The organism is Limnohabitans sp., from assembly GCF_046052825.1.
GTDB lineage: Bacteria > Pseudomonadota > Gammaproteobacteria > Burkholderiales > Burkholderiaceae_C > Limnohabitans.
On sequence record NZ_JAVLFP010000018.1, the window covers coordinates 16681 to 37840 of the forward strand.

At 58.0% G+C, this 21160-nt stretch carries 20 protein-coding genes; 12 read left to right on the plus strand and 8 right to left on the minus strand.

Going from position 1 to position 21160, the window contains the following annotated elements:
• Positions 1-46: 46 nt before the first annotated feature.
• From ACKWJN_RS02430 to ACKWJN_RS02440, 3 genes are read right to left on the minus strand one after another with little or no spacing between them, the layout of a single operon-like run.
• Positions 47-1405 (minus strand): glycosyltransferase family 4 protein, encoded by a 1359-nt coding sequence (locus ACKWJN_RS02430; RefSeq protein ID WP_408594186.1) that lies wholly within the window; start codon positions 1403-1405, stop codon positions 47-49.
• Between the two features lie 7 nt (positions 1406-1412).
• Complete coding sequence (locus ACKWJN_RS02435; RefSeq protein WP_408594188.1) at positions 1413-2180, minus strand: UDP-2,3-diacylglucosamine diphosphatase; 768 nt, start codon at positions 2178-2180, stop codon at positions 1413-1415.
• Positions 2180-3028 carry a GNAT family N-acetyltransferase gene (locus ACKWJN_RS02440; RefSeq protein ID WP_408594190.1) on the minus strand — a complete coding sequence of 283 codons (849 nt, stop codon included), beginning with the start codon at positions 3026-3028 and terminating at the stop codon, positions 2180-2182. The genes ACKWJN_RS02435 and ACKWJN_RS02440 overlap by 1 nt, the downstream gene beginning before the upstream one ends.
• Positions 3029-3187: 159 nt before the next feature.
• On the opposite strand from ACKWJN_RS02440, the gene ACKWJN_RS02445 reads away from it, so the two are divergent.
• Positions 3188-3940 carry a lysophospholipid acyltransferase family protein gene (locus ACKWJN_RS02445; protein ID WP_408594192.1) on the plus strand — a complete coding sequence of 251 codons (753 nt, stop codon included), beginning with the start codon at positions 3188-3190 and terminating at the stop codon, positions 3938-3940.
• Here the strand turns inward: ACKWJN_RS02445 and ACKWJN_RS02450 are convergent.
• The 3 genes from ACKWJN_RS02450 to ACKWJN_RS02460 are packed head-to-tail and all read right to left on the minus strand — an operon-like array spanning position 3921 to position 7537.
• Positions 3921-5711: a TRAP transporter large permease subunit gene (locus tag ACKWJN_RS02450; RefSeq protein ID WP_408594193.1), complete on the minus strand. Its 1791-nt coding sequence runs from the start codon at positions 5709-5711 to the stop codon at positions 3921-3923. The two genes, ACKWJN_RS02445 and ACKWJN_RS02450, sit on opposite strands and share 20 nt — an antisense overlap.
• A complete protein-coding gene (dctP, locus tag ACKWJN_RS02455) occupies positions 5711-6685 on the minus strand; it encodes a TRAP transporter substrate-binding protein DctP (RefSeq protein WP_408594195.1) in 975 nt (324 codons plus the stop codon). The genes ACKWJN_RS02450 and dctP overlap by 1 nt, the downstream gene beginning before the upstream one ends.
• A gap of 45 nt (positions 6686-6730) precedes the next feature.
• On the minus strand, positions 6731-7537 hold the full coding sequence (locus tag ACKWJN_RS02460; protein WP_408594197.1) for a TRAP transporter TatT component family protein: 807 nt from the start codon (positions 7535-7537) through the stop codon (positions 6731-6733).
• A 209-nt stretch (positions 7538-7746) separates the two neighbouring features.
• Between ACKWJN_RS02460 and ppk2 the strand changes: the two genes are divergently transcribed.
• The gene (ppk2, locus tag ACKWJN_RS02465; RefSeq protein WP_408594199.1) at positions 7747-8661 is read left to right on the plus strand and encodes a polyphosphate kinase 2; all 915 of its coding nucleotides are present in this window, start codon (positions 7747-7749) and stop codon (positions 8659-8661) included.
• Between the two features lie 13 nt (positions 8662-8674).
• Here ppk2 and ACKWJN_RS02470 read toward each other — a convergent pair whose 3' ends face one another.
• A complete protein-coding gene (locus ACKWJN_RS02470; protein WP_408594200.1) occupies positions 8675-9778 on the minus strand; it encodes a magnesium transporter CorA family protein in 1104 nt (367 codons plus the stop codon).
• A 61-nt stretch (positions 9779-9839) separates the two neighbouring features.
• Positions 9840-10169 carry a polymer-forming cytoskeletal protein gene (locus tag ACKWJN_RS02475; protein ID WP_408594202.1) on the minus strand — a complete coding sequence of 110 codons (330 nt, stop codon included), beginning with the start codon at positions 10167-10169 and terminating at the stop codon, positions 9840-9842.
• A 112-nt stretch (positions 10170-10281) separates the two neighbouring features.
• On the opposite strand from ACKWJN_RS02475, the gene leuC reads away from it, so the two are divergent.
• From leuC to accD, 10 genes are all read left to right on the plus strand, one after another.
• Positions 10282-11703, plus strand: a complete 1422-nt coding sequence (gene leuC, locus ACKWJN_RS02480; protein WP_408594204.1) for a 3-isopropylmalate dehydratase large subunit — start codon at positions 10282-10284, stop codon at positions 11701-11703.
• 11 nt (positions 11704-11714) lie between these two features.
• Positions 11715-12359, plus strand: coding sequence for a 3-isopropylmalate dehydratase small subunit (gene leuD, locus ACKWJN_RS02485; RefSeq protein ID WP_408594206.1), 645 nt, complete (start codon positions 11715-11717; stop codon positions 12357-12359).
• A 20-nt stretch (positions 12360-12379) separates the two neighbouring features.
• Positions 12380-13465, plus strand: coding sequence for a 3-isopropylmalate dehydrogenase (leuB, locus tag ACKWJN_RS02490; protein WP_408594208.1), 1086 nt, complete (start codon positions 12380-12382; stop codon positions 13463-13465).
• Between the two features lie 280 nt (positions 13466-13745).
• Positions 13746-14876 carry an aspartate-semialdehyde dehydrogenase gene (asd, locus tag ACKWJN_RS02495; RefSeq protein WP_408594210.1) on the plus strand — a complete coding sequence of 377 codons (1131 nt, stop codon included), beginning with the start codon at positions 13746-13748 and terminating at the stop codon, positions 14874-14876.
• 24 nt (positions 14877-14900) lie between these two features.
• On the plus strand, positions 14901-16430 hold the full coding sequence (locus tag ACKWJN_RS02500) for a FimV/HubP family polar landmark protein (protein WP_408594212.1): 1530 nt from the start codon (positions 14901-14903) through the stop codon (positions 16428-16430).
• 5 nt (positions 16431-16435) lie between these two features.
• Complete coding sequence (gene truA / locus ACKWJN_RS02505; RefSeq protein WP_408594214.1) at positions 16436-17233, plus strand: tRNA pseudouridine(38-40) synthase TruA; 798 nt, start codon at positions 16436-16438, stop codon at positions 17231-17233.
• A complete protein-coding gene (locus ACKWJN_RS02510; RefSeq protein ID WP_408594216.1) occupies positions 17230-17910 on the plus strand; it encodes a phosphoribosylanthranilate isomerase in 681 nt (226 codons plus the stop codon). The genes truA and ACKWJN_RS02510 overlap by 4 nt, the downstream gene beginning before the upstream one ends.
• A gap of 70 nt (positions 17911-17980) precedes the next feature.
• A complete protein-coding gene (gene trpB, locus ACKWJN_RS02515; RefSeq protein ID WP_408594218.1) occupies positions 17981-19339 on the plus strand; it encodes a tryptophan synthase subunit beta in 1359 nt (452 codons plus the stop codon).
• Positions 19336-20145: a tryptophan synthase subunit alpha gene (gene trpA, locus ACKWJN_RS02520; RefSeq protein WP_408594219.1), complete on the plus strand. Its 810-nt coding sequence runs from the start codon at positions 19336-19338 to the stop codon at positions 20143-20145. Before trpB ends, trpA begins: the two co-directional genes overlap by 4 nt.
• A gap of 78 nt (positions 20146-20223) precedes the next feature.
• Positions 20224-21096, plus strand: coding sequence for an acetyl-CoA carboxylase, carboxyltransferase subunit beta (gene accD / locus ACKWJN_RS02525; protein ID WP_408594221.1), 873 nt, complete (start codon positions 20224-20226; stop codon positions 21094-21096).
• The last annotated feature ends 64 nt before the right edge of the window (positions 21097-21160 follow it).

Here is a 21160-nt window from a genome sequence, read left to right on the forward strand (position 1 = left end):
TTTTTCTTCCAAACCCCCAAAATATTATTCCAAAGTATTCAAAATATCACTCAGCGTGCAGTGTGAACAACGTTCGGGTCAGCTCATCAGATCCTTGGACAGCCCACACTTGGTCACCACGATGAATCAGGAATTTTCCGCGCATTGCAGGGAAACCTATGCCGAACTTGCTGGATGGATCGCCACCCCATGACACATTCAGTCGCGGCTCTGAATTGCTAAAGTCGTTGGATATGACCACGGGGACTTTTGAAAACACGCTGGGCAACACCTCATTTGTCACAAGCCGATAGTCTGCATAACGCCTGGTACTTTTCAGATAAGTGTCAAAGACGGGATCACTGAGGCGGTTGGCATGAAACACGGGCATGCGTTGGATGGGCATCAAATGCTGGACAAACAAGCGGGTTGATTCTTCCCAACTGAAGTTCAAAGCTTGCTGCCTGGCTTCGGTGCGCGGTATGGCGAGCGCCTCCAAACTGGCCTGGCCCAGGTCTTCGCTCAACACGCCCCCTTTGCGTTGGAAAGGCGCTTCTTCCGAGGCCGTCAACACCTCCAAAGGACCATCGACCGGGAATGCCGCCACAGGGGTCCCGGTGGCCATGGCTTCCAACATGACCAAGCCAAAGGTTTCATGGCGGCTTGGAAATGTGAAGACATCTGCGCCGGCATAGACGCCTGCCAGCACATCGCGAGGCAACACCCCCAACCAACGCACGCCGTCGTAGCGCGACTTCAATGTTTTTTCTAACGGCCCCACACCACAGACGACTTTGCTGCCGTGCCAGGGCATGTCCAAAAAGGCATCGATATTTTTTTCGTAGGAGACCCGTCCGACGTACAACGCGATGGGACGCTTGAGCCCGGCTAACAAGTCGTTGTTGCGCGCTTGCGGCGAGAACGCAAACAACTCGGTGTCTACGCCATGGGTCCAAGCACGCAAGGTTTTGAACCCTTTGCCATCCAACAAGCGCATGACGCCATGGGTGGGCACCATCACCCCGGAGGAGGGGCGATGGAAATGCCTGAACAAGGCATAGCCCAGCCACAAAGGCATACGCAAAGCGGCTTTGAGTATTTCTGGAAATCGGGTGTGGTAGGCGGTCGTGAAAGGCCATTTGTGGCGCAAGCAAAAACGACGTGCCGCCCAGCCTATGGGCCCTTCGGTGGCGATGTGGATGGCTTCTGGTGCACAAGCAGCCAAGCGTAGCGCCACGCCCAGGTAGGGCCGCACCGCCAAGTCAATGCCTGCATAGCCTGGACAGGGACGGGTTTGGAACAAACCCGGATGGATGACCTCGACCGTATGACCTTGATCACGCAAATGCGCCACCAACTCAACCAAGGTGGTGACCACCCCGTTGATTTGAGGTCGCCATGCATCGGTGACAAGGGCGATTTTCATTTGGGCATTACGCCACCTTCATGACACCGGAGGTGCTTTCTTGCTGGTACGCTGGCCACTGCAAAAGTTCCAGTTTGCCATCGGTGGTTTCAACCAAGGCGGTACGGCTCTCCACCCAATCACCATCGTTGCAATACAACACACCGTCCACCTCGCGAATTTCGGCGCGGTGAATGTGGCCACAAACCACCCCTTGGTAACCGCGTTTGGCAGCCTCATGGGCCACTGCTTTTTCAAAGTCGGTGACGTAGTTCAAGGCCTTCTTAACCTTATGTTTGAGGTAAGCAGACAAGGACCAATAGGGCAGGCCCAAGCGCCCCCTCAAGTTGTTGAGGTAGCGGTTGAGCTTGAGTGTGAACTCGTACAAGTAGTCACCCACATAGGCCAACCACTTGGCCTGTTGCACCACAGCATCGAAGTAGTCGCCGTGAATCACCCAAAGCCTGCGGCCATCGCCCATGACATGAACCGCTTCGTCAGTCACCGCGATGCCACCAAACTGGTGGCCCAAAAAGTGACGCGCAAATTCGTCATGATTGCCTGGCACGTAGATCACTTCGCACCCTTTGCGGGCTCTGCGCAACAGCTTTTGCACCACGTCGTTGTGCGCTTGTGGCCAATACCAGTTGCGACGCAATTGCCAGCCATCCACGATGTCACCCACCAAATACAAATAGTCGCTGGTGTGCTCTTTCAAGAAGTCCAACAGGGCCTCAGCTTGACAACCGGGCGTGCCCAAATGCAAATCAGAAATAAAAACTGCGCGGTAGTGCATCAAGCACCTAAGAAGTGTTTGCGGTACCGTGGGGGCATGTCGTTGATCTTCATCAACATCGGCAAGTCTGCGGTGTTGAAATCAGGATCCCATGCTGGGGCACCCAACACTTTGGCACCCAAGCGCAAATAACCTTTGATCAGTGCAGGCGGCTCAAAGGCTGCACTGACTTCCCAGTTGTCCAAGGGCAAAGGCAAGCGGGGACGCACTTGGTATTCGATGTCGGCCAAATGGGTTTGTTTGAGCTGGTGCCAAATGCTGGCGGCCACCTCACCACTGACCACGCCTTGGTGCAGCATGGGAATGCTGGCACAACCGATCATCACATCCAACTTGTTGCGCACCATGAACTCGGCCAATGCGCCCCACAAGGCCATGATCACGCCACCGTGGCGGTGCTCGGGGTGCACGCAGCTGCGGCCCAGTTCCACCATGCGTTCGCGGTAAGCTCGCAAGCGGGTCAAGTCGAATTCCAGATCCGAGTAAGTGCTGCCAATGCGTTTGGCTTGGGCAGGCGTGAGCACACGGTAGGTGCCAATGACTTGATGGGTCACATCGTCGCGGATGATGAGGTGTTCACAAAAGTCGTCGAACAAGTCAATGTCGTGGCCAGGGATGCTGTCTTTCAAGCGAGCGCCCATTTCGGTGGCGAACACGTTGTAGCGCAAGCGCTGAGCTTCACGCACCTCGTCTTGATGCTTGGCCCATTGAACAATCAAACCCGAACGACCGTTTTTGGTTGGCGTGGTGACAGGAACTTTTTGAGTTTCAAGATCGTGTCGATGAAGTGACCCCCTGGGCAAGTCGATCATGGACAATGGCATGGTGGGGTTTGGTAGTTCTTTCATCGGGGGTCCTTGTGATGTGAAGGAATGGCTGTGTGTTGCAATGGCTTTATTCTTGGGACATGACATGACGCAAGCAAGTCAAAACAATGAAGATTTGGTGACATGCTCTTCGACAAGTCACCCATTTGTCACACAGCAAACCTAAGCTCATTCACCACCATGTTGATCAAGTACCTCCGCCTGATAGGGGCATTCATCGAAGCTTTTTGGATCTTGTGGGTGCGTTGCCCGCGTTTGAGCCGCGAGGCGAAGTGGGCCGAAATTCAAGCTTGGTCGCAACGCACCTTGTGCGGCATGGGGGTGACGGTTCACCTGTCCCCTGAATCCAACTTGAGCCCCATGTTTGAGAGTCCTCAGCTGCTGGTGGCCAACCATGTGTCTTGGCTGGACGTGCTGGTGATCCAGTCCCTGCAACCCAGCATTTTTGTGGCCAAAAAAGAGGTGCGCAGTTGGCCTGTGGTGGGTGCAATTGTGCAGGCCTGTGAGGTGGTGTTTGTCAGCCGAGGTTCGCCCAGTTCCGCGCGCCAGATGGTGCGCGATGTGAGCGAGGCTCTGGCACAGGGGTATCGGGTGACCGGCTTTCCAGAGGGCACCAGCACCGAGGGTCACGCGGTGCGCCACTTCCACGCCAACTTGTTTGAAGCAGCGATTGAACGTGAGGTCGACGTTCACCCCATGGCCTTGCGCTACGTCAACGACCAAACAGGTGAACACTGCTTGGTCCCGGCATTTGTGGGCGAGATTGGGTTTGTCGAGTCGCTGCACAAAATTTTGACGGCTCCGTCCATCACCGTGCGCTTGAGCACAGGGGAGGCCTTACCGTCCAAAGGCCATACGCGTAAATCACTGGCCCAGTTGTCGCACCTGAGCGTGTCTGCACAACTTGAAGCGCTCAGTGCAACCAATCACTGACCAAGCCTGGCAAACCCAAAGCCAGCAACGGCAACCAAGAGATCAGCAAGGTACCGACAAAAATAGCCCCCAGTGCAGGCAACACCGACAGCGCGACCCGGCGAAGTGGTTGCTGGAATACCGCTGAGGCAAAGTAAATGTTCATGCCCGCAGGGGGACACAAAAAGCCCATCTCCATGTTGGCCAGGAAAATGATGCCAAAGTGGACCGGGTCAATGCCATAGCTCTGCGCCAGTGGCAGCAGCAAGGGCACCAACACCACGATGGCCGCATAAATTTCCATCAACGCACCAGCGAACAACAAGAACACATTCAAGGCCACCAAGAAAACCCATTTGTTTTGGGTGACCGATTGAACCCAATCCACCGCCAAGTCTGGAATGCCAGCATCCACAAAGTAATTGGTCAGACCCAAAGCCATGCCCAAGATGAGCATGACCCCGCCAATGATTTGCGCGCACTCGGACAAACAATGGCCCAGCAAGCGCCAGCCCAATTCACGGTGCGCCAATGCCTGCGTCGCCACTGCATACAAGGCTGTGAGCGCAGCGCTTTCCGTGGGCGTTGCCATGCCACTGGCCAGGGAGCCAATGGCCACCACGGGGGCGAGGATTTCCCATTTGGCAGCCCAGCAAGCCACACCCAACGGTGTGAGCATGGCAGGCGCGGCAGCAGGTGAACTCGCCCGCAAGGGAGAAGACCTCAAATAGCCGCCAAACACCAACAAACACCCCACCATCACCACCGCAGGCACCAAGCCCGCCAAGAACATGGTGTTGATGGGCACGCGCGCGATGATGGCGTACATGATGAGTGGCACCGAGGGCGCCAACAACACCCCCAAGGCGCTGGCGCTGGTGACCAAACTGATGCCTTTGGACTCGGGGTAACCTGCGTTGCGCAGCAACGGAAGCAACAAGCCCCCCAAGGCCAAGATGGTGACACCGCTGCCGCCCGTGAAGGCAGTGAAACACGAACACAAGACCGCAGCAGCCACGACCGAACCCATCACGCCACCGCCAAACAAGGCTAAAAAGACAGCCCCTAAACGCTGGGCAGCGCCGGTGCGTGCAAACACCAAGCCTGCCAAGGTGAACAGGGGCAATGCGGGCAATGAGGGGTTGACGGTGATTTGGTAATGCGACAAAGCCACCGAGGCCAATGGCAAACCGTCTTGCCAAAACAGCGCCAACGCCAAGCCCCCCAGCACGGCAAAGATGGGGGCACCACACAACAAAACAAACAACAAGCCCAACCCAATGGGCCACAAGGCAAGGGACTGTCCGTCAAAGGCACGTCCCACCAAGAAGCCCAACAAGGGCCATAACGCTCCACTGAGCCAGCGCAGGGTGGGCTGTGCCACACCCCGCATGGCCAGCTTGGCTCCCAAGAGGGCAAAGCCAAGCGGCATGATGGCTTGAACCCACCACACGGGCACGGCATAGGCCAGTTGCTGACCCGCATCTCGCTCGCTGAGGACCAATTGCCAACACGACCAAGCCAGCACTCCGCAAATCACGCCCGCACTGGCATGCGCCAACCCTTGGCGGCCCGGTACCAAAGCGCCCAAGCTCGACAGATGGCCATGTCGCTCAGCCGCCAAGGCACCGCACATGGCCATCCACAGGCCCAGGTGTTGAACCAAGATGGGGGCGTTTTCCACCCCCTTGCCGAGCATGGGGCGCGCCAAGATTTCAACCAAAGGAATCAAAGCCATGAGCACCAAGGCCAGGCTGGCCAAGGCCTCATCCACGCGCCAACGGAGCCCCATCACTTGGCCTTGCTGGAACGGTAGGTTTTGAGGTGGCGCATGACTTCGTCAAAGGTGTCGGCGGGCACCAAGGTCCCGCGAATGCGGGGATAGAGTTTGTCGGCCAACTCGTTCCATTCACGCAATTGTTCTGGGTTGGGTCGGTTGACGGTGAGTCCCCGTTTTTTCATGGCATCCACAGCCTCTTCCACTTCAAGTCGCGCTTTGCTGCGAATTTGCGCGCCTGCTTTTTCACCCGCGGCCCGCACCACCTCTTGGGTGGCGGGTGACATGTCGTCCCAGGCTTTTTTCGTCACCACCAAGGCACCCACAATGGGCGCCCAGTTGATGTCTAACATGTTGGGGGCCATGGTGTAGATTTGACTGGCGAGCGCAAAGTAAGGGGTGGATGGCACCACGTTGATCATGCCGGTCTGCACCGAGGGCAAGATGTCACTCGTCTCTAAGGGCACCGGGGTGTAACCCAAGCTTTTCATGATCTCTTGTTGGTCTGCCTCACCCCCCCAAGCAAAAAATTTCATCTTTTTGTAGTCGTCGGGCCTGAAGGCAGGGTCCTTGGAAAAGAAACGGACCCAACCGGCATCACCCCAAGCCAACACGACAAAGCCTTTGTCAAAAAACTTTTTCTCCATGGCAGGGCGCATTTTTTCGCGCACATAGTCCACCTCTTCCCAACTTTTAAAAAGCAAAGGCATGGCTTGGAGGGCGCTGATGGAGGGCTCAATTTCGTGCAAGCCCACCACCGACAACAAGGCACCTTGCAGTTGTCCAATGCGCATGCGTCGCGCCAGTTCGGTCTCGCCCCCTTGGCTGCCATCCGGGAAGACCACATATTTGGCTCCCGCACCTTGAGCGGCACGCCAAGCTTCACCGACCTCCATCAACTGCCGGTGGTAGAGCGAGTTCTTGGGGGCCAAAGTACCCAAGCGCAACTGTTTGTCGGCCGCGTGGCTAACGCCTACGGTGAAAGCCACAATACAGGCAAGGCAAAAAGAAATGAATGAAGACAAGGAAAGCTTTCAGAAAAGATCGTCTGCCATGCCCAGCAGCCATGTGGCACGCTCACGCATGATGTCGTTTGGCAAATTGCGGTGAAGGGTGGCGACCTGCACGGCTTTGTGCAGCAAGGCTTCAAAACTGGCCCGATCCCCTTTGGGCAGAGCTAGGCTCTCCGCTTGCGCCACATACACGCCGGCACTTTGGCCTGCACCCGCCACCACGGCTTGTTCAAAATAAACCGCAGCTTGTGCGGCTGAGCCGCCGGGTCGTGCAGCCTCAAACGTCCCCATCAAGCTGGACAGGGCCCCTTGTGAAAAATCGGGTTGCTTGAGCCAAGCCAGCTTGGCGAGTTGAATGGCCGTGGGCAAATCCGCCACGATGTCTGGGTTGTCCTTGGACAAAGAAATCCATCCGCCCCAAGAGGCCGCAGCCCAATAGGCGACGGGCACTTGCGCCGTTGTCAAACGAATTGCTTGAAGCGCATCCGGGCGGCCCAAGGACTGGGTAAAGCCGGGCGTCGAGGCTTCGAGTGCGGCCATGGCGTGCCGGTGGGCACGTGCGTACAGGCGCGCTGCGCGCTCACGCAGTTGCTGGGCGGCAGCGGCATCTTGCGGCTCTCGCTTGTCGGCTTCCAGCGCCACGAAGGCATAGGCGTATTGGGTGAATCCTGCGGCCACAGAAGCGGCCAATGGCAGGTTGCCTGGCACTTCACGCAACACAGACTCAGACAGTTTGAGGTAGAAGGCACTGGCTTCGCGCGCCAGCACCAAGTCGTCTTCTGGCGATTGCGATTGAGACGACAAGGCCGCTGCGGTTTGATCCAACACGTAAGGGCGAACCGCACAACCGGAAACTACATATGCCAATGCACAAAGGACGAAGGCGCGCGTGATAGACCTAAAAATAATGTCACCTCGAAATCAGCACTTTGCGAAATTGCAACTCAATGTAGCGAGCAATTGTGAAAATGCGGTGACAAAATGTCATCAAAATGCCACGCAATTCAAGCAAGATGAAGTTTAAAGGAAATCGCAAAATGACACAAAGCAACACTCCCTTGGACGACGAGCAAATCCGTCGTTTGCGCGAAGACATTTTGGACTCGATCGATGAAGAGCTGGAAATGTCGTTCGAAGATGGTGCCGACGAAAACAGCAGCTCATTGAACGAGCCAGGGCAAGTCAACCGCGCGGTTTACTTCCGGGAGTTGCTGCGTTTGCAAGGCGAATTGGTGAAGCTGCAAGACTGGGTGGTGGCCACACGCCAGCGGGTCGTGATTTTGTTTGAAGGACGGGATGCGGCGGGTAAAGGCGGCGTGATCAAGCGCATCACGCAACGGCTGAATCCACGTGTCTGCAAGGTTGCCGCACTGCCCGCCCCCAACGACCGTGAACGCACTCAGTGGTACTTTCAGCGCTATGTGGCCCATTTGCCGGCCGCCGGCGAGATCGTGTTGTTTGACCGCAGTTGGTACAACCGCGCTGGGGTTGAACGCGTGATGGGATTTTGCAACGACGACGAATACGAAGAGTTTTTTCGCACCGTGCCCGAGTTTGAAAAGATGCTGGCACGCAGTGGCATCACACTGATCAAGTACTGGTTTTCGATCACCGATGACGAACAACATGCCCGCTTCTTGGGACGTATCCACGACCCCCTCAAGCAATGGAAGCTCAGCCCGATGGACTTGGAGAGCCGCCGTCGTTGGGAAGACTACACACGTGCCAAAGAAACCATGATCGAACGCACCCACATTCCTGAAGCCCCCTGGTGGGTGGTGCAAGCGGTGGACAAAAAACGCGCACGACTCAATTGCATCGACCACTTGTTGGGTCATTTCAATTACCACGAAATTCCGCACGACCAGGTGCAAATGCCAGCCCGGGTGCGCAACCCCGACTACATCCGTCATCCGGTCCCAGATGACATGGTGGTCCCAGAAAAGTACTGAACGCCGCAGAAGGTCAGCTGGTTTGCCCCAGGTAGCGTTTGCGCCAAAAAAACACCACCAGCGCCACGGCCAGCAGCCCCATGCTCACCAAGGTCCACCAGAGGCCTTGCTCGTCGTGAAGCACGGGGAAGGTCTCGAAGTTCATGCCAAAAAATCCGGTGATCAAATTCAACGGCAAGAAGATAGCCGTCAACACGGTGAGGGTGCGCATGATGTCGTTGGTGCGGTTGCTTTGCGCATTGAAATGCATTTGCACCGCAGTTTCGGCGCTTTGTTCTAAGCGACGCACATGGTGGACCACGCGCTCAATGTGCTCCAACACATCACGGCTGCGAACTTTGAGCAACTCGAACGAGCGCACAAGCTCGGCTTGGGGTTCGATGACGGCATCCAAGGCATCGATCCAGTCTTGGATGGCCGCCCGCTGGTCTTCACAGATTTCATCCAAATGGTGCAATGACAAGCGTGCGTCCAACAACGCACTCCAGTTGTTGAAACGGGTGTTGGGGTTGATGAGTTCGCTCTGCCAATGGTCGAGTTGCCGGGTCAGCTCCCGCCGCAGGTTCAGGTACCCATCAACCATTTGACTGATGACACGCAACATCAAGTCGGCTGGACTCAATGGCATGCGATTGCCCTGTTGGTGCACGGAGGCATGCGCCGTGTGAAGCAAGCGCGCCGCAAAGCTGTCTCGCACCGCGCAATCGGTGGGATGGACCGTGACCACCACACGATCAAACACAACAAAAGCCACGGGACTGGTGTCAATGCGATGGAGTACGGGAGGACCGCCTTTGTCACGCGAGCGGTGCAAGATGGCGCCGGGTTGTGACAAGTCGGATTCTGTTTGCCCAGCAGCCAAGCGACGAAACACCATCAAGTGGTAATCGGAGGTGTAGTCGTAATGTGAAGGCAACTGGTTGTTGAGCACATCCGACACATGCAAGTCGACAATTTGTGCACCGCACATTTGCTCCAGCGTGTTCTGGATGGACTGTTGCATGACTTCGAATTCACGGCGCGCAAAGGCCATCCAGACAAAGCCTTGCTCGGGCATGTCTTGCGGCAATGCTGCCGTCTCCGTCACGGCGTGGGAACTGATGTGAAATATTCTCATGTGCGCATTGTCAGGTGACGACATGACAGTAGAGACGCCGGGGCGCCGCACACCCCGGGCTTTAGCGCTGCTTCATGTCGCCGTGGAAACGGCCACCGCGCTGAATTTCGAGTTCTGAGTATTCCAGGCTGCCCGTGACTTTGCCGGTGCTGTGAATCAGGATATGGTCTTTGCAAATGATGTCTTCGTTGAGCTCACCATGCACATCGATTTCGCGCGCTTGAACTTTGCCAGTGACTTTGCCGTTCTTGCCAATTTGCAAGTCATCGGCCTGGAGCTGGCCTGTCACGGTACCACTGATGAGTACCTTGCCAGGCGCCACGATGGAGCCGTTGAAGGTGACGCCCTCGCCAATCACGAGGTTGTTTGCCAGCGCAGCTTGTTCAGCCATAAAAGTCCTTCAAGCCACACAGGCCATACATAGGTGACTGGATTATCTTTGTTTTTAAGGGTTCCTTCAGCGGCGCCCGCATAAAATCATGTAACCGAGACAAGGAATATTCATGGCACGCACTCTATATGACAAGATCTGGGACGAGCATGTCGTCCACACCGAGGAAGATGGCACGGCCATTTTGTACATCGACCGCCACTTGGTGCACGAGGTCACCAGCCCGCAAGCTTTTGAAGGCATTCGCCAAGCCGGCCGCAAGGTTTGGCGTGTGAGTTCCATCGTCGCCACGGCGGACCACAACACCCCCACTACAGGCTGGGAGTTGGGCTACGACGGCATCACCGACCCCATCAGCAAAGAGCAAATCACCACGCTCGACGCCAACATGAAGGAATTTGGTTCAGCCGCTTTCTTTCCGTTCATGTCCAAGCGCCAAGGCATTGTTCACGTGATTGGCCCCGAAAACGGCGCCACCCTGCCTGGCATGACGGTGGTCTGCGGTGACAGCCACACCTCAACCCACGGTGCTTTTGGCGCATTGGCGCACGGCATTGGCACCTCTGAGGTGGAACACGTGATGGCCACGCAAACGCTGCTGGCCAAAAAAGCCAAGAACATGCTCATCAGAGTCGAGGGGCAGTTGGCCAAGGGCGTGACAGGCAAAGACGTGGTGCTGGCCATCATTGGCAAGATTGGCACGGCGGGAGGCACAGGCTATACGGTGGAATTTGCCGGCTCGGCCATTCGCTCGCTGAGCATGGAAGGTCGCATGACCTTGTGCAACATGGCCATCGAAGGCGGCGCGCGTGCTGGCCTGGTGGCGGTGGACGACAAAACCATCGAGTACGTCAAGGGTCGCCCCCTGTCGCCAACGGGTGTGGAATGGGACCAAGCCGTGGCCTACTGGAAGACTTTGCACTCTGACCACGACGCCACGTTTGACGCGGTGGTGGAGTTGAAAGCCGAAGACATCTTGCCCCAGGTCACTTGGGGCACCTCGCCCGAGATGGTGCTTGACATCACGGGCCTCGTGCCCGACCCCGACAAAGAGAAAGACGCCAACAAGCGCAGCGCGATTGAGCGCGCATTGACCTACATGAATTTGCAACCCGGCAAAGCGCTCAATGATTTGTTCGTTGACAAGGTGTTCATTGGCTCTTGCACCAACAGCCGCATCGAAGACATGCGCGAAGCTGCTGCTGTGGTGAAAAAACTGGGCCAGAAAGTGGCCAAGAACATCAAGCTGGCCTTGGTGGTGCCAGGCTCTGGTTTGGTCAAAGAACAAGCCGAGCGGGAAGGCTTGCACGAGATTTTCAAAGCCGCTGGCTTTGAGTGGCGCGAACCCGGATGCTCGATGTGTTTGGCCATGAACGCCGACCGCCTAGAGCCCGGTGAGCGCTGTGCCTCCACCAGCAACCGCAACTTTGAAGGCCGACAAGGCGCAGGAGGTCGTACCCATTTGGTCAGCCCTGCCATGGCAGCCGCAGCGGCCATTCACGGCCACTTTGTAGACGTGCGCAAGTTCGCTTGAAAGGCCTAAACATGCAGAAATTCACCCTCCACAAAGGCCTGGTGGCCCCCATGGACCGCGAGAACGTCGACACCGACGCCATCATTCCCAAGCAGTTTTTAAAGTCGATCCGCAAAACGGGCTTTGGCCCCAACCTGTTCGACGAATGGCGCTATCTGGACCCGGGCGAGCCCGGCCAAGACCCCGCCAGTCGCCAACCCAACCCCGACTTCGTGCTCAACCAACCCCGCTACAAAGGCGCATCGGTGTTGTTGGCGCGCAAGAACTTTGGGTGCGGCTCATCCCGCGAACATGCACCTTGGGCGATTGACCAATACGGTTTTCGAGCCGTCATTGCACCCAGTTTTGCCGACATTTTCTTCAACAACTGCTTCAAGAACGGCCTGCTGCCCATCGTGTTGCCCGAATCGGCGGTTGATCTGTTGTTCAATGAAGTGCTGGCCTTTCCCGGCTATGAATTGACCATTGATTTGGAAAACCAAGTGGTGGTTCGTCCCCAGGGCGAAACCATTGCGTTTGAGGTCCAAGCCTTTCGCAAATACTGCTTGCTCAATGGTTTTGACGACATTGGCCTGACCCTGCGCCAATCCGACAAGATCCGTGCCTTTGAAGCCGAACGCCTGGCCACCAAGCCCTGGCTGGCACACACGATGTAACGCACACACAGAAAGTCAGCATGAAAATTGCAGTTTTGCCCGGAGACGGCATTGGCACCGAGATCGTTGCCGAAGCCATCAAAGTTTTGAATGTGTTGGACCTGTCGTTTGAGATGGAAACCGCCTTGGTGGGCGGTGCTGCCTTTGACGCGCACGGTCACCCCTTGCCCGACGCCACGCTCAAGCTGGCCATGCAATCGGATGCGGTGCTATTTGGTGCGGTGGGCGATTGGAAGTACGACACCCTGGATCGCCCACTTCGCCCAGAGCAAGCCATTTTGGGTTTGCGCAAAAACATGGGGCTGTTTGCCAACTTTCGCCCTGCGATTTGCTACGAGCAATTGGTGGGCGCATCGAGCTTGAAGCCTGAGTTGATTTCGGGCCTGGACATCCTGATCATTCGTGAGTTGACCGGCGACATTTACTTTGGCCAACCCCGTGGCCGCCGCGTGGCGACCGATGGTCACTTTCCCGGCGCGGAGGAAGCGTTTGACACGATGCGCTACAGCAAGCCCGAGATTGAGCGCATTGCCCACGTGGCTTTCCAAGCCGCACGCAAGCGCAAAGCCTCTGGCAGCGAAGGCCGCGTGACCAGCGTCGACAAAGCCAATGTGTTGGAGACTTTCCAGTTTTGGAAAGACGTGGTGACCGAAGTGGGCCACGAGTACCCCGACATTGCGCTGGACCACATGTACGTGGACAACGCCGCGATGCAACTGGTGAAAGAACCCAAGCGCTTTGACGTGGTGGTGACGGGCAATATGTTCGGCGACATCTTGAGCGACGAAGCCTCCATGCTGACGGGCTCCATCGGCATGCTGCCGTCGGCTTCTTTGAACTCCAAAAATCAAGGTCTGTACGAGCCCAGCCATGGCAGCGCACCCGACATCGCGGGCAAAGGCGTGGCCAACCCCTTGGCGACCATTCTGAGCGCCGCCATGATGTTGCGCTTCAGCTTGAACCAAGCCGCCGCGGCTGACCGCATTGAAACTGCCGTCAAAGCTGTGCTGGCCCAAGGCCTGCGTACGCCCGACATCTACAGTGCGGGCACCACCAAGGTAGGCACGGCGCAAATGGGCGACGCGGTGGTCAACGCATTGCGTTGATCCTCGCTTGAAGTTGCACCCACTTCACAGGCGCTAGAGGCGGGTTTGGCGCAGGCCTCAAACGCCATCCGATACAATCGAAGCATGTTTCACGCCTGTCCGTTCATCCCCATGAACCCCTCGCCAGCAGCTAAGGCTGCGGCGAGGGCGCGTGCATTCACCCCCAAAACCACGACTACCAAGGGCTGAACCGCTCTGTCTCGTCGTGCGCCCCCCGGCCAGACGAGCCGGGCAAACAGCCAGGTCTGGCACTTTTTATTGCAACTGAATAGGCGTTGAAATGAGCAAGTTAGTAGGTTTAGTTGGTTGGCGCGGCATGGTTGGCTCGGTGTTGATCGACCGCATGGTTCAAGAAAAAGACTTCGATCTGATTGAACCTGTGTTCTTCTCCACGTCCAACGCGGGTGGCAAAGCCCCTGCACAAGCCAAAAACGAAACCACGCTGCAAAACGCCCATGACATCGCTGCGCTCAAGCGCTGCGACATCATCTTGACTTGCCAAGGCGGCGACTACACCAAAGAGGTCTTCCCCAAGCTGCGCGCCGCAGGCTGGACGGGTCACTGGATCGACGCAGCGTCGTCCTTGCGCATGGCCGATGACGCCGTCATCGTGCTCGACCCCGTCAACCGCGATGTGATCGACACTGCCCTTGCCCAAGGCGGCAAAAACTGGATTGGCGGCAACTGCACCGTCAGCCTGATGTTGATGGCCATGGGGGGGTTGTTCAAGCACCACATGATCGAGTGGGTCAGCGCCATGACCTACCAAGCTGCCTCAGGTGCTGGCGCTCAAAACATGCGCGAGCTGTTGAGCCAAATGGGTGCCCTGCACGAAGCCGTCAAAGACGACTTGGCCAACCCATCGTCTGCCATCTTGGACATCGACCGCAAGGTCTCGGCCACCATGCGCAGCGCTGCATTTCCCACCCAAAATTTCCGCAACACCGCCTTGGCTGGCAGTTTGATTCCATGGATCGATGTGCCGGTCGAGCACGGCCAAAGCAAAGAAGAATGGAAAGGTGGCGCCGAATGCAACAAGATTTTGGGCAACCCGGCTTTCCGCAGCGCGGGCAGCATCCCGATTGACGGCTTGTGCGTGCGCATTGGCGCCATGCGCTGCCACTCGCAAGGCTTGACCATCAAGCTCAAACAAGATGTGCCCATGGATGAGATTGAGTCGATCTTGGCCCAAGCCAACGACTGGGTCCAAGTGGTGCCCAACCAACGTGACATTTCTGAGCGTGACCTCACGCCTGCTGCTGTCACCGGCACCCTGACCGTGCCCGTGGGCCGCTTGCACAAACTGGCGATGGGCAACGATTATTTGGGCGCCTTCACCGTCGGCGATCAATTGCTGTGGGGCGCTGCCGAACCCCTGCGTCGCATGCTTCGCATCTTGCTTGAGCGATGAAATAAACCCGCTACCATTCTGACCATGACCAGAGACCTCCGCCCAGCATCCAACCTGTTCCAACGCTCCGCGTTGTGGGCGGCCCTGTCTTTGACCCTGTTTGGCAGTGCGCAAGCGCTGACTTTGAGTCGCCCTATGGTGCAGTCCAAGCAAGGCGAAGCCCTCAAGGCTGAAATTGACATTGTGGACATGGCTGCCGCGGAACAGGTCAACTTCCAAGCTGCTCTGGCCAGTCCAGACGTCTACAAAGCCACCAAACTCGAGGTACCCACCAGCCAAGGTGCGGCCTTAGAGATCCAAGTCAAACTGCTCAAACGCAACGACGGGCGACCTTACTTGTCCATCACCAGCCAGCAAACGGTCTCCAGCAACTTCCTGGACGTGTTGCTGGACTTGCGCTGGGCCAATGGCCGCTTGCTGCGCGCCCTCAGTTTGTCGATGGACGACGGTCGTCCACACTCCGTCAGTTCGCCCGCGGCATTCAGCGGTGGCACCCCGACCATCCAGGTTCAGCGCGGCGACACGGCCAGTGAATTGGCCGCGCGCAACAAATCAGCCAATGTGTCGCTGGACCAAATGTTGGCCGCCATGCTGCGCAGCAATCCCGATGCGTTTGTCGACGCCAACGTGAACCGCCTGAAGTCGGGCTCGTTGTTGAGCATGCCGTCCGAGCAAGAGGCCAAGGCTTTGTCGCGCGATGAAGCGCGCAAAGAAATTCAAGTACAAACCGCCAACTTCCAGGCATACCGCGCCGAGTTGGCCGCTCGCGCGCCGGGAGGCTCAGCACCCAAAGCCAGCCGCGACAGTTCGGGCAAGCTGGAAGCGCGCGTGCAAAACAAAAAAGCCAGCGCCAAAGAAGACAAACTCACACTGACCAAGCCCACGCAAGGCGGCGTCGAAGACAAGTTGGCGCAACAGCGCCAAGCTCAAGAAGTGGCCAGCCGTGCCGCTGAAATGGGACGCAACATTGCAGAGCTGGGTCAGATTGCTGCGGCCACCGCCAACGCGGCCTCAGCAGGCATTGAAGCCGACTTGCCCCCTCCCTCAGAACCCAAAGATTGGCTGAGTCAACTGACCCACCACCCCATGGCACCTGTTGGTGCTGGAAGTTTGATCGGGTTGTTGGTCTTGATTGGCCTTTGGATGCGACGTGCCAGCCGCCTGCAAGGTGACAACATCCAAGGTCTCCCCCCGCTGAATGTGAAGTTCGACTTGGACTTGCCCGATGCAGACCATCTGGAACCCCAGTTTGTGCCCAGCATGGCCCCCTTCACCTCGGCACCTTCCCCAGCCGCCGAAGAACCCCAACCTGATGACGCACCGGTCGTGGCCCAGGCACAACCGGCACGCCCAACCCTGGACATTCCAGACATCTCGCTGGATTTGGACGAACCGTCCAAAGACAACCCCTTCAAGGTGCGCATGGACTTGGCTGAAGAGCTTTGGAAATTGGGCCAACTGCACACCAGCCGCGCGCTGATGGAAGAAGTGGTCAGCGAAGCCAAAGGCGAGGTGCAAGCCCGCGCCAAGCAGTGGCTGGCTGAGCGAGGTTAAAGCCGATGCGCATTGCCATGGGCTTGAGCTACAACGGCCAAGCCTACGAAGGCTGGCAAAGTCAGCTCTCAGGCAAAACAGTGCAAGACCGTCTTGAAGCGGCATTGCAAAAATTCACCACCACACGAATCCAAACCTTGTGCGCAGGTCGCACCGACTCAGGTGTGCATGGCTTGATGCAAGTGATTCATTTTGACACCGAACTGGTGCGCGATCCTTATTCATGGGTGCGTGGCACCAACAGTTTTTTGCCACTCGACATTGCGGTTCAATGGGCACAAGAGGTACCCCGAGACTTTCACTGCCGGGGCAGCGCCGTCTCACGTCGCTATGCCTATGTGTTGTTGGAGTCACCGGTCCGGCCCAGTGTGGAGCTGGGGCGCGTGGGTTGGGTGTACCGCCCACTCAACCTCGAGGCCATGGAGCAAGCTGCTGGGTATGTGTTGGGCGAGCACGACTTCACCTCTTTTCGCGCCACCAGTTGCCAAGCGCTCAGCCCGGTCAAAACGCTGCGCTCCCTGCGCATCACACGGCGCAGCACCCAACCCCAGTCGGCCTATTGGCGCTTTGAATTTGAAGCCAATGCGTTCTTGCACCACATGATCCGCAACCTCATGGGTTGTTTGGTTCCGATTGGCGAAGGCACCCACCCGCCCGAATGGATGGCCGAGGTACTGGCAGCACGCAGCCGGGACGCGGCCAGCCGCACCTTCAGCCCAGATGGCTTGTATTTCTTAGGACCGCAGTACGACGCGCATTGGGGCTTGCCCAATGGCGCGCCTGCGTATGATGGTTTGCCATGAACCGCACCCGCATCAAAATTTGTGGCCTGACCCGAGAGCAAGACGTTGACGCTGCGGTGGCAGCGGGCGTCGATGCCGTGGGCTTTGTGCTGTACCCACCCAGCGCACGCGCTGTCACCGCTGAACGTGCCGCAGTACTGGCGCAACGCTTGCCAGCCTTTGTCACGCCTGTGCTGCTGTTTGTCAACGAAACCTCTGAGGCCATTGCGCAGGCCTGTTTGCGCGTGCCGGGTGCCTGGCTGCAGTTCCATGGCGACGAGACGCCTGAGCAGTGCCGCCAGATCGCCCAAAGGATGGGGCGACGCTGGATTCGCGCCGCCCGCATTCCGCTTGAAGCTGCTGCAAGCGAAGCGCCGTTTGACCTCTTAAAATACGCGCACGATTACAAAGACGCCCAAGCGGTGCTGCTCGACGCCCACGTCGACGGTTACGGCGGTGGCGGCAAGGCATTCAATTGGTCACAGCTTCCTCAAAACGTCAACGCTCACCTCGTCTTGTCTGGTGGACTCAACGCTGCCAACGTGACAGACGGCCTGCATGCCTTGCGTGACCGCGGCTTGTCGCTGGCGGTGGACGTGAGTTCTGGCGTGGAGTCGGCCAAAGGCATCAAAGACCCCGCCTTGATTCGCGCTTTCACTGACGCTGTGCGTGCCGCAGACGCACAGCACGCGCACTGAACCACGCGCCGAGCTTTTTCTTTTTCAAAGCGCTGGGGTTCGAACCCCACTCCTTTTTGCAGGCACCTTTATGTCGAACTACCAACAACCCGATGCACGCGGCCACTTTGGCAATTACGGCGGCAGCTTTGTCAGCGAAACCCTGACCCACGCGATCGAAGAGCTGAAAGAGGCTTATGCCAAATACCAACACGACCCGGCCTTCATCGCCGAGTTCAAAAGCGAGTTGTCCCACTTTGTGGGACGCCCCTCCCCCATCTACCACGCCGCCCGCATGAGCCGTGAGATGGGTGGCGCACAGATTTACCTCAAGCGCGAAGACCTCAACCACACCGGCGCCCACAAGATCAACAACACCATTGGGCAAGCCATGCTGGCCAAGCGCATGGGCAAGCCCCGCGTGATTGCCGAAACCGGTGCGGGCCAACACGGCGTGGCCACCGCCACCATTTGCGCACGCTACGGCTTGGAATGCGTGGTGTACATGGGCGCGGAAGACGTGAAGCGCCAAAGCCCCAATGTCTACCGCATGAAGCTCTTGGGCGCCACCGTGGTGCCCGTGGAGAGTGGCAGCCGCACACTCAAGGACGCGCTGAACGAAGCCATGCGCGACTGGGTGGCCAACGTCGACAACACCTTCTACATCATTGGCACCGTGGCCGGACCACACCCTTACCCCATGATGGTGCGCGATTTTCAAAGCGTGATTGGCGAAGAGTGCATCACGCAAATGCCCACCATGCACCAAGGCGCACAACCCGATGTGGTGATGGCCTGCGTGGGTGGCGGCAGCAACGCCATGGGCATCTTCTACCCCTACATCCCGTTTGAGAAAACACGCTTGATCGGCGTGGAAGCCGCCGGCGAAGGCATGGACACCAGTCGCCACTCATGCTCGCTGCAACTGGGCGCGCCGGGCGTGTTGCACGGCAACCGCACCTACATCTTGCAAGACGAGAACGGCCAAATCACCGAAACCCACAGCGTGAGCGCGGGCCTGGACTACCCCGGCGTGGGGCCCGAGCATGCGTTCCTCAAAGACATCGGTCGCGCCGAGTATGTGGGCATCACCGACACCGAAGCCTTGGAGGCCTTCCATTACCTGTGCCGTACCGAGGGCATCATCCCGGCGCTGGAGTCGAGCCACGCCGTGGCCTACGCCATGCAACTGGCCAAAACCATGTCGTCTGATCAATCCATCTTGGTCAACCTGTCTGGGCGTGGCGACAAAGACATTGGCACGGTGGCCGACTTGAGCGGGGCCGACTTCTTTTGCCGCCCCAGCTGTCAAGGACAGTCCGTCAAAGGCGGCCCATCAGAACATGTGGTGAACGTGGTGTTGCGCCCCGACGGGCCGCCCCTAGGGGCGAAGGCCCCCTCGGAGGGCAGCGGTGACACGCCCGTGCAGCCCGTGGGAGCACGCGCATGAGCCGCATCGACGCCACCCTCTCCGCCCTGAAGGCCCAAGGCCGCAAAGCCTTGATTCCCTATGTGATGGCCGGCTTTCCAAAAGCCGACATCACCCCTGCGCTGATGCACGGCATGGTCGATGCAGGGGCCGACATCATTGAGTTGGGCGTGCCATTCAGCGACCCCATGGCCGATGGCCCGGTGATTCAAAAAGCCGGCGAAGCGGCGCTGCGCTTGCACATTGGCACCACCCAGGTGTTAGACATGGTGCGTGAATTTCGCCAAACCAACACCACCACCCCCGTGGTCTTGATGGGCTACGCCAACCCCGTCGAATGCTACGACCTGAAACACGGCACGCATGCATTTGTCAAAGACGCCTCCTCAGCAGGCGTGGACGGTGTGCTGATCGTGGACTACCCACCCGAAGAGTGCGAAGACTTTGCGGCCACGCTGCGTGCGCACCACATGGACCTGATTTTCTTGCTCGCCCCCACCAGCACCGACCAACGCATGGCGCAAGTGGCCCGCGTGGCCAGTGGCTATGTATATTACGTGTCGCTCAAAGGTGTGACGGGTGCTGGCAACCTCGACACCGACGCGGTCGAAGCCATGCTGCCGCGCATTCGCCAGCATGTGCACATTCCCGTGGGCGTGGGCTTTGGCATCCGAGACGCCACCACCGCACGCGCCGTCAGCCGTGTGGCCGACGCGGTGGTGATTGGCAGCCGCATCATCCAGTTGCTGGAAGCCGCGCCAGAGGGGCAAGCCGTGCAAGCAGCACATGACTTTTTGGCGGGTATTCGCCAAGCCTTGGACGCTTAAGCCCCCCCGAGCCGATGCAGGGCGCAGGGCGCCCTGGCGACTAAAATCACCCCATTCAGATCTGACGAAAGGCTCACCATGAGTTGGCTCGAAAAATTACTGCCTCCCAAAATTCAACACACCGACCCGGCAGATCGCCGCAGCGTGCCTGAAGGCTTGTGGGTCAAGTGCCCCAGCTGCGAAACCGTGCTCTACAACACCGACCTGGCGCAAAACCAAAACGTGTGCCCCAGTTGCAGCCACCACTTGCGCATTGGCGCGCGCCAACGCTTGGACGCGTTCTTGGACGGCGAAGGCCGTTACGAGATTGGCCAAGAAGTGGTGCCCGTGGACGCCTTGAAATTCAAAGACAGCCGCAAATACCCTGAGCGCCTGAAAGAAGCCATGAGCAACACCGGCGAGACCGATGCCTTGGTGGTGATGGGTGGTGCGGTGCACAGCATCAACGTGGTGGCTGCTTGCTTTGAATTCGACTTCATGGGCGGCTCCATGGGCTCGGTGGTGGGTGAGCGCTTTGTGCGCGGCGTGCACACCGCCATCGAGCAAAAAGTGCCGTTCATCTGCTTCACCGCCACGGGTGGCGCACGCATGCAAGAAGGCCTGCTGTCATTGATGCAAATGGCCAAAACCAACGCATCGCTGACCCGCTTGGCCAAGAAAGGCTTGCCCTACATCAGCGTGTTGACCGACCCCACCATGGGCGGTGTATCGGCCGGCTTTGCCTTTGTGGGCGACGTGGTGATTGCCGAACCCAAGGCCTTGATTGGCTTTGCGGGCCCACGCGTGATCGAAAGCACCGTGCGCGTGACCTTGCCTGAGGGCTTTCAGCGTGCCGAGTTCTTGCAAACCAAAGGCGCGATTGACTTCATTTGCGACCGCCGTGAACTGCGCAAAACCATTGCCAACACCTTGGCCATGTTGCAGCGCCAGCCGGCAGATGCGGTGAGCTAAACCGCACGGCACTTGGCTGAGTTGAGTCAGCCCCATTTCTCTACCCCTTTGTCCCCTCTCGATG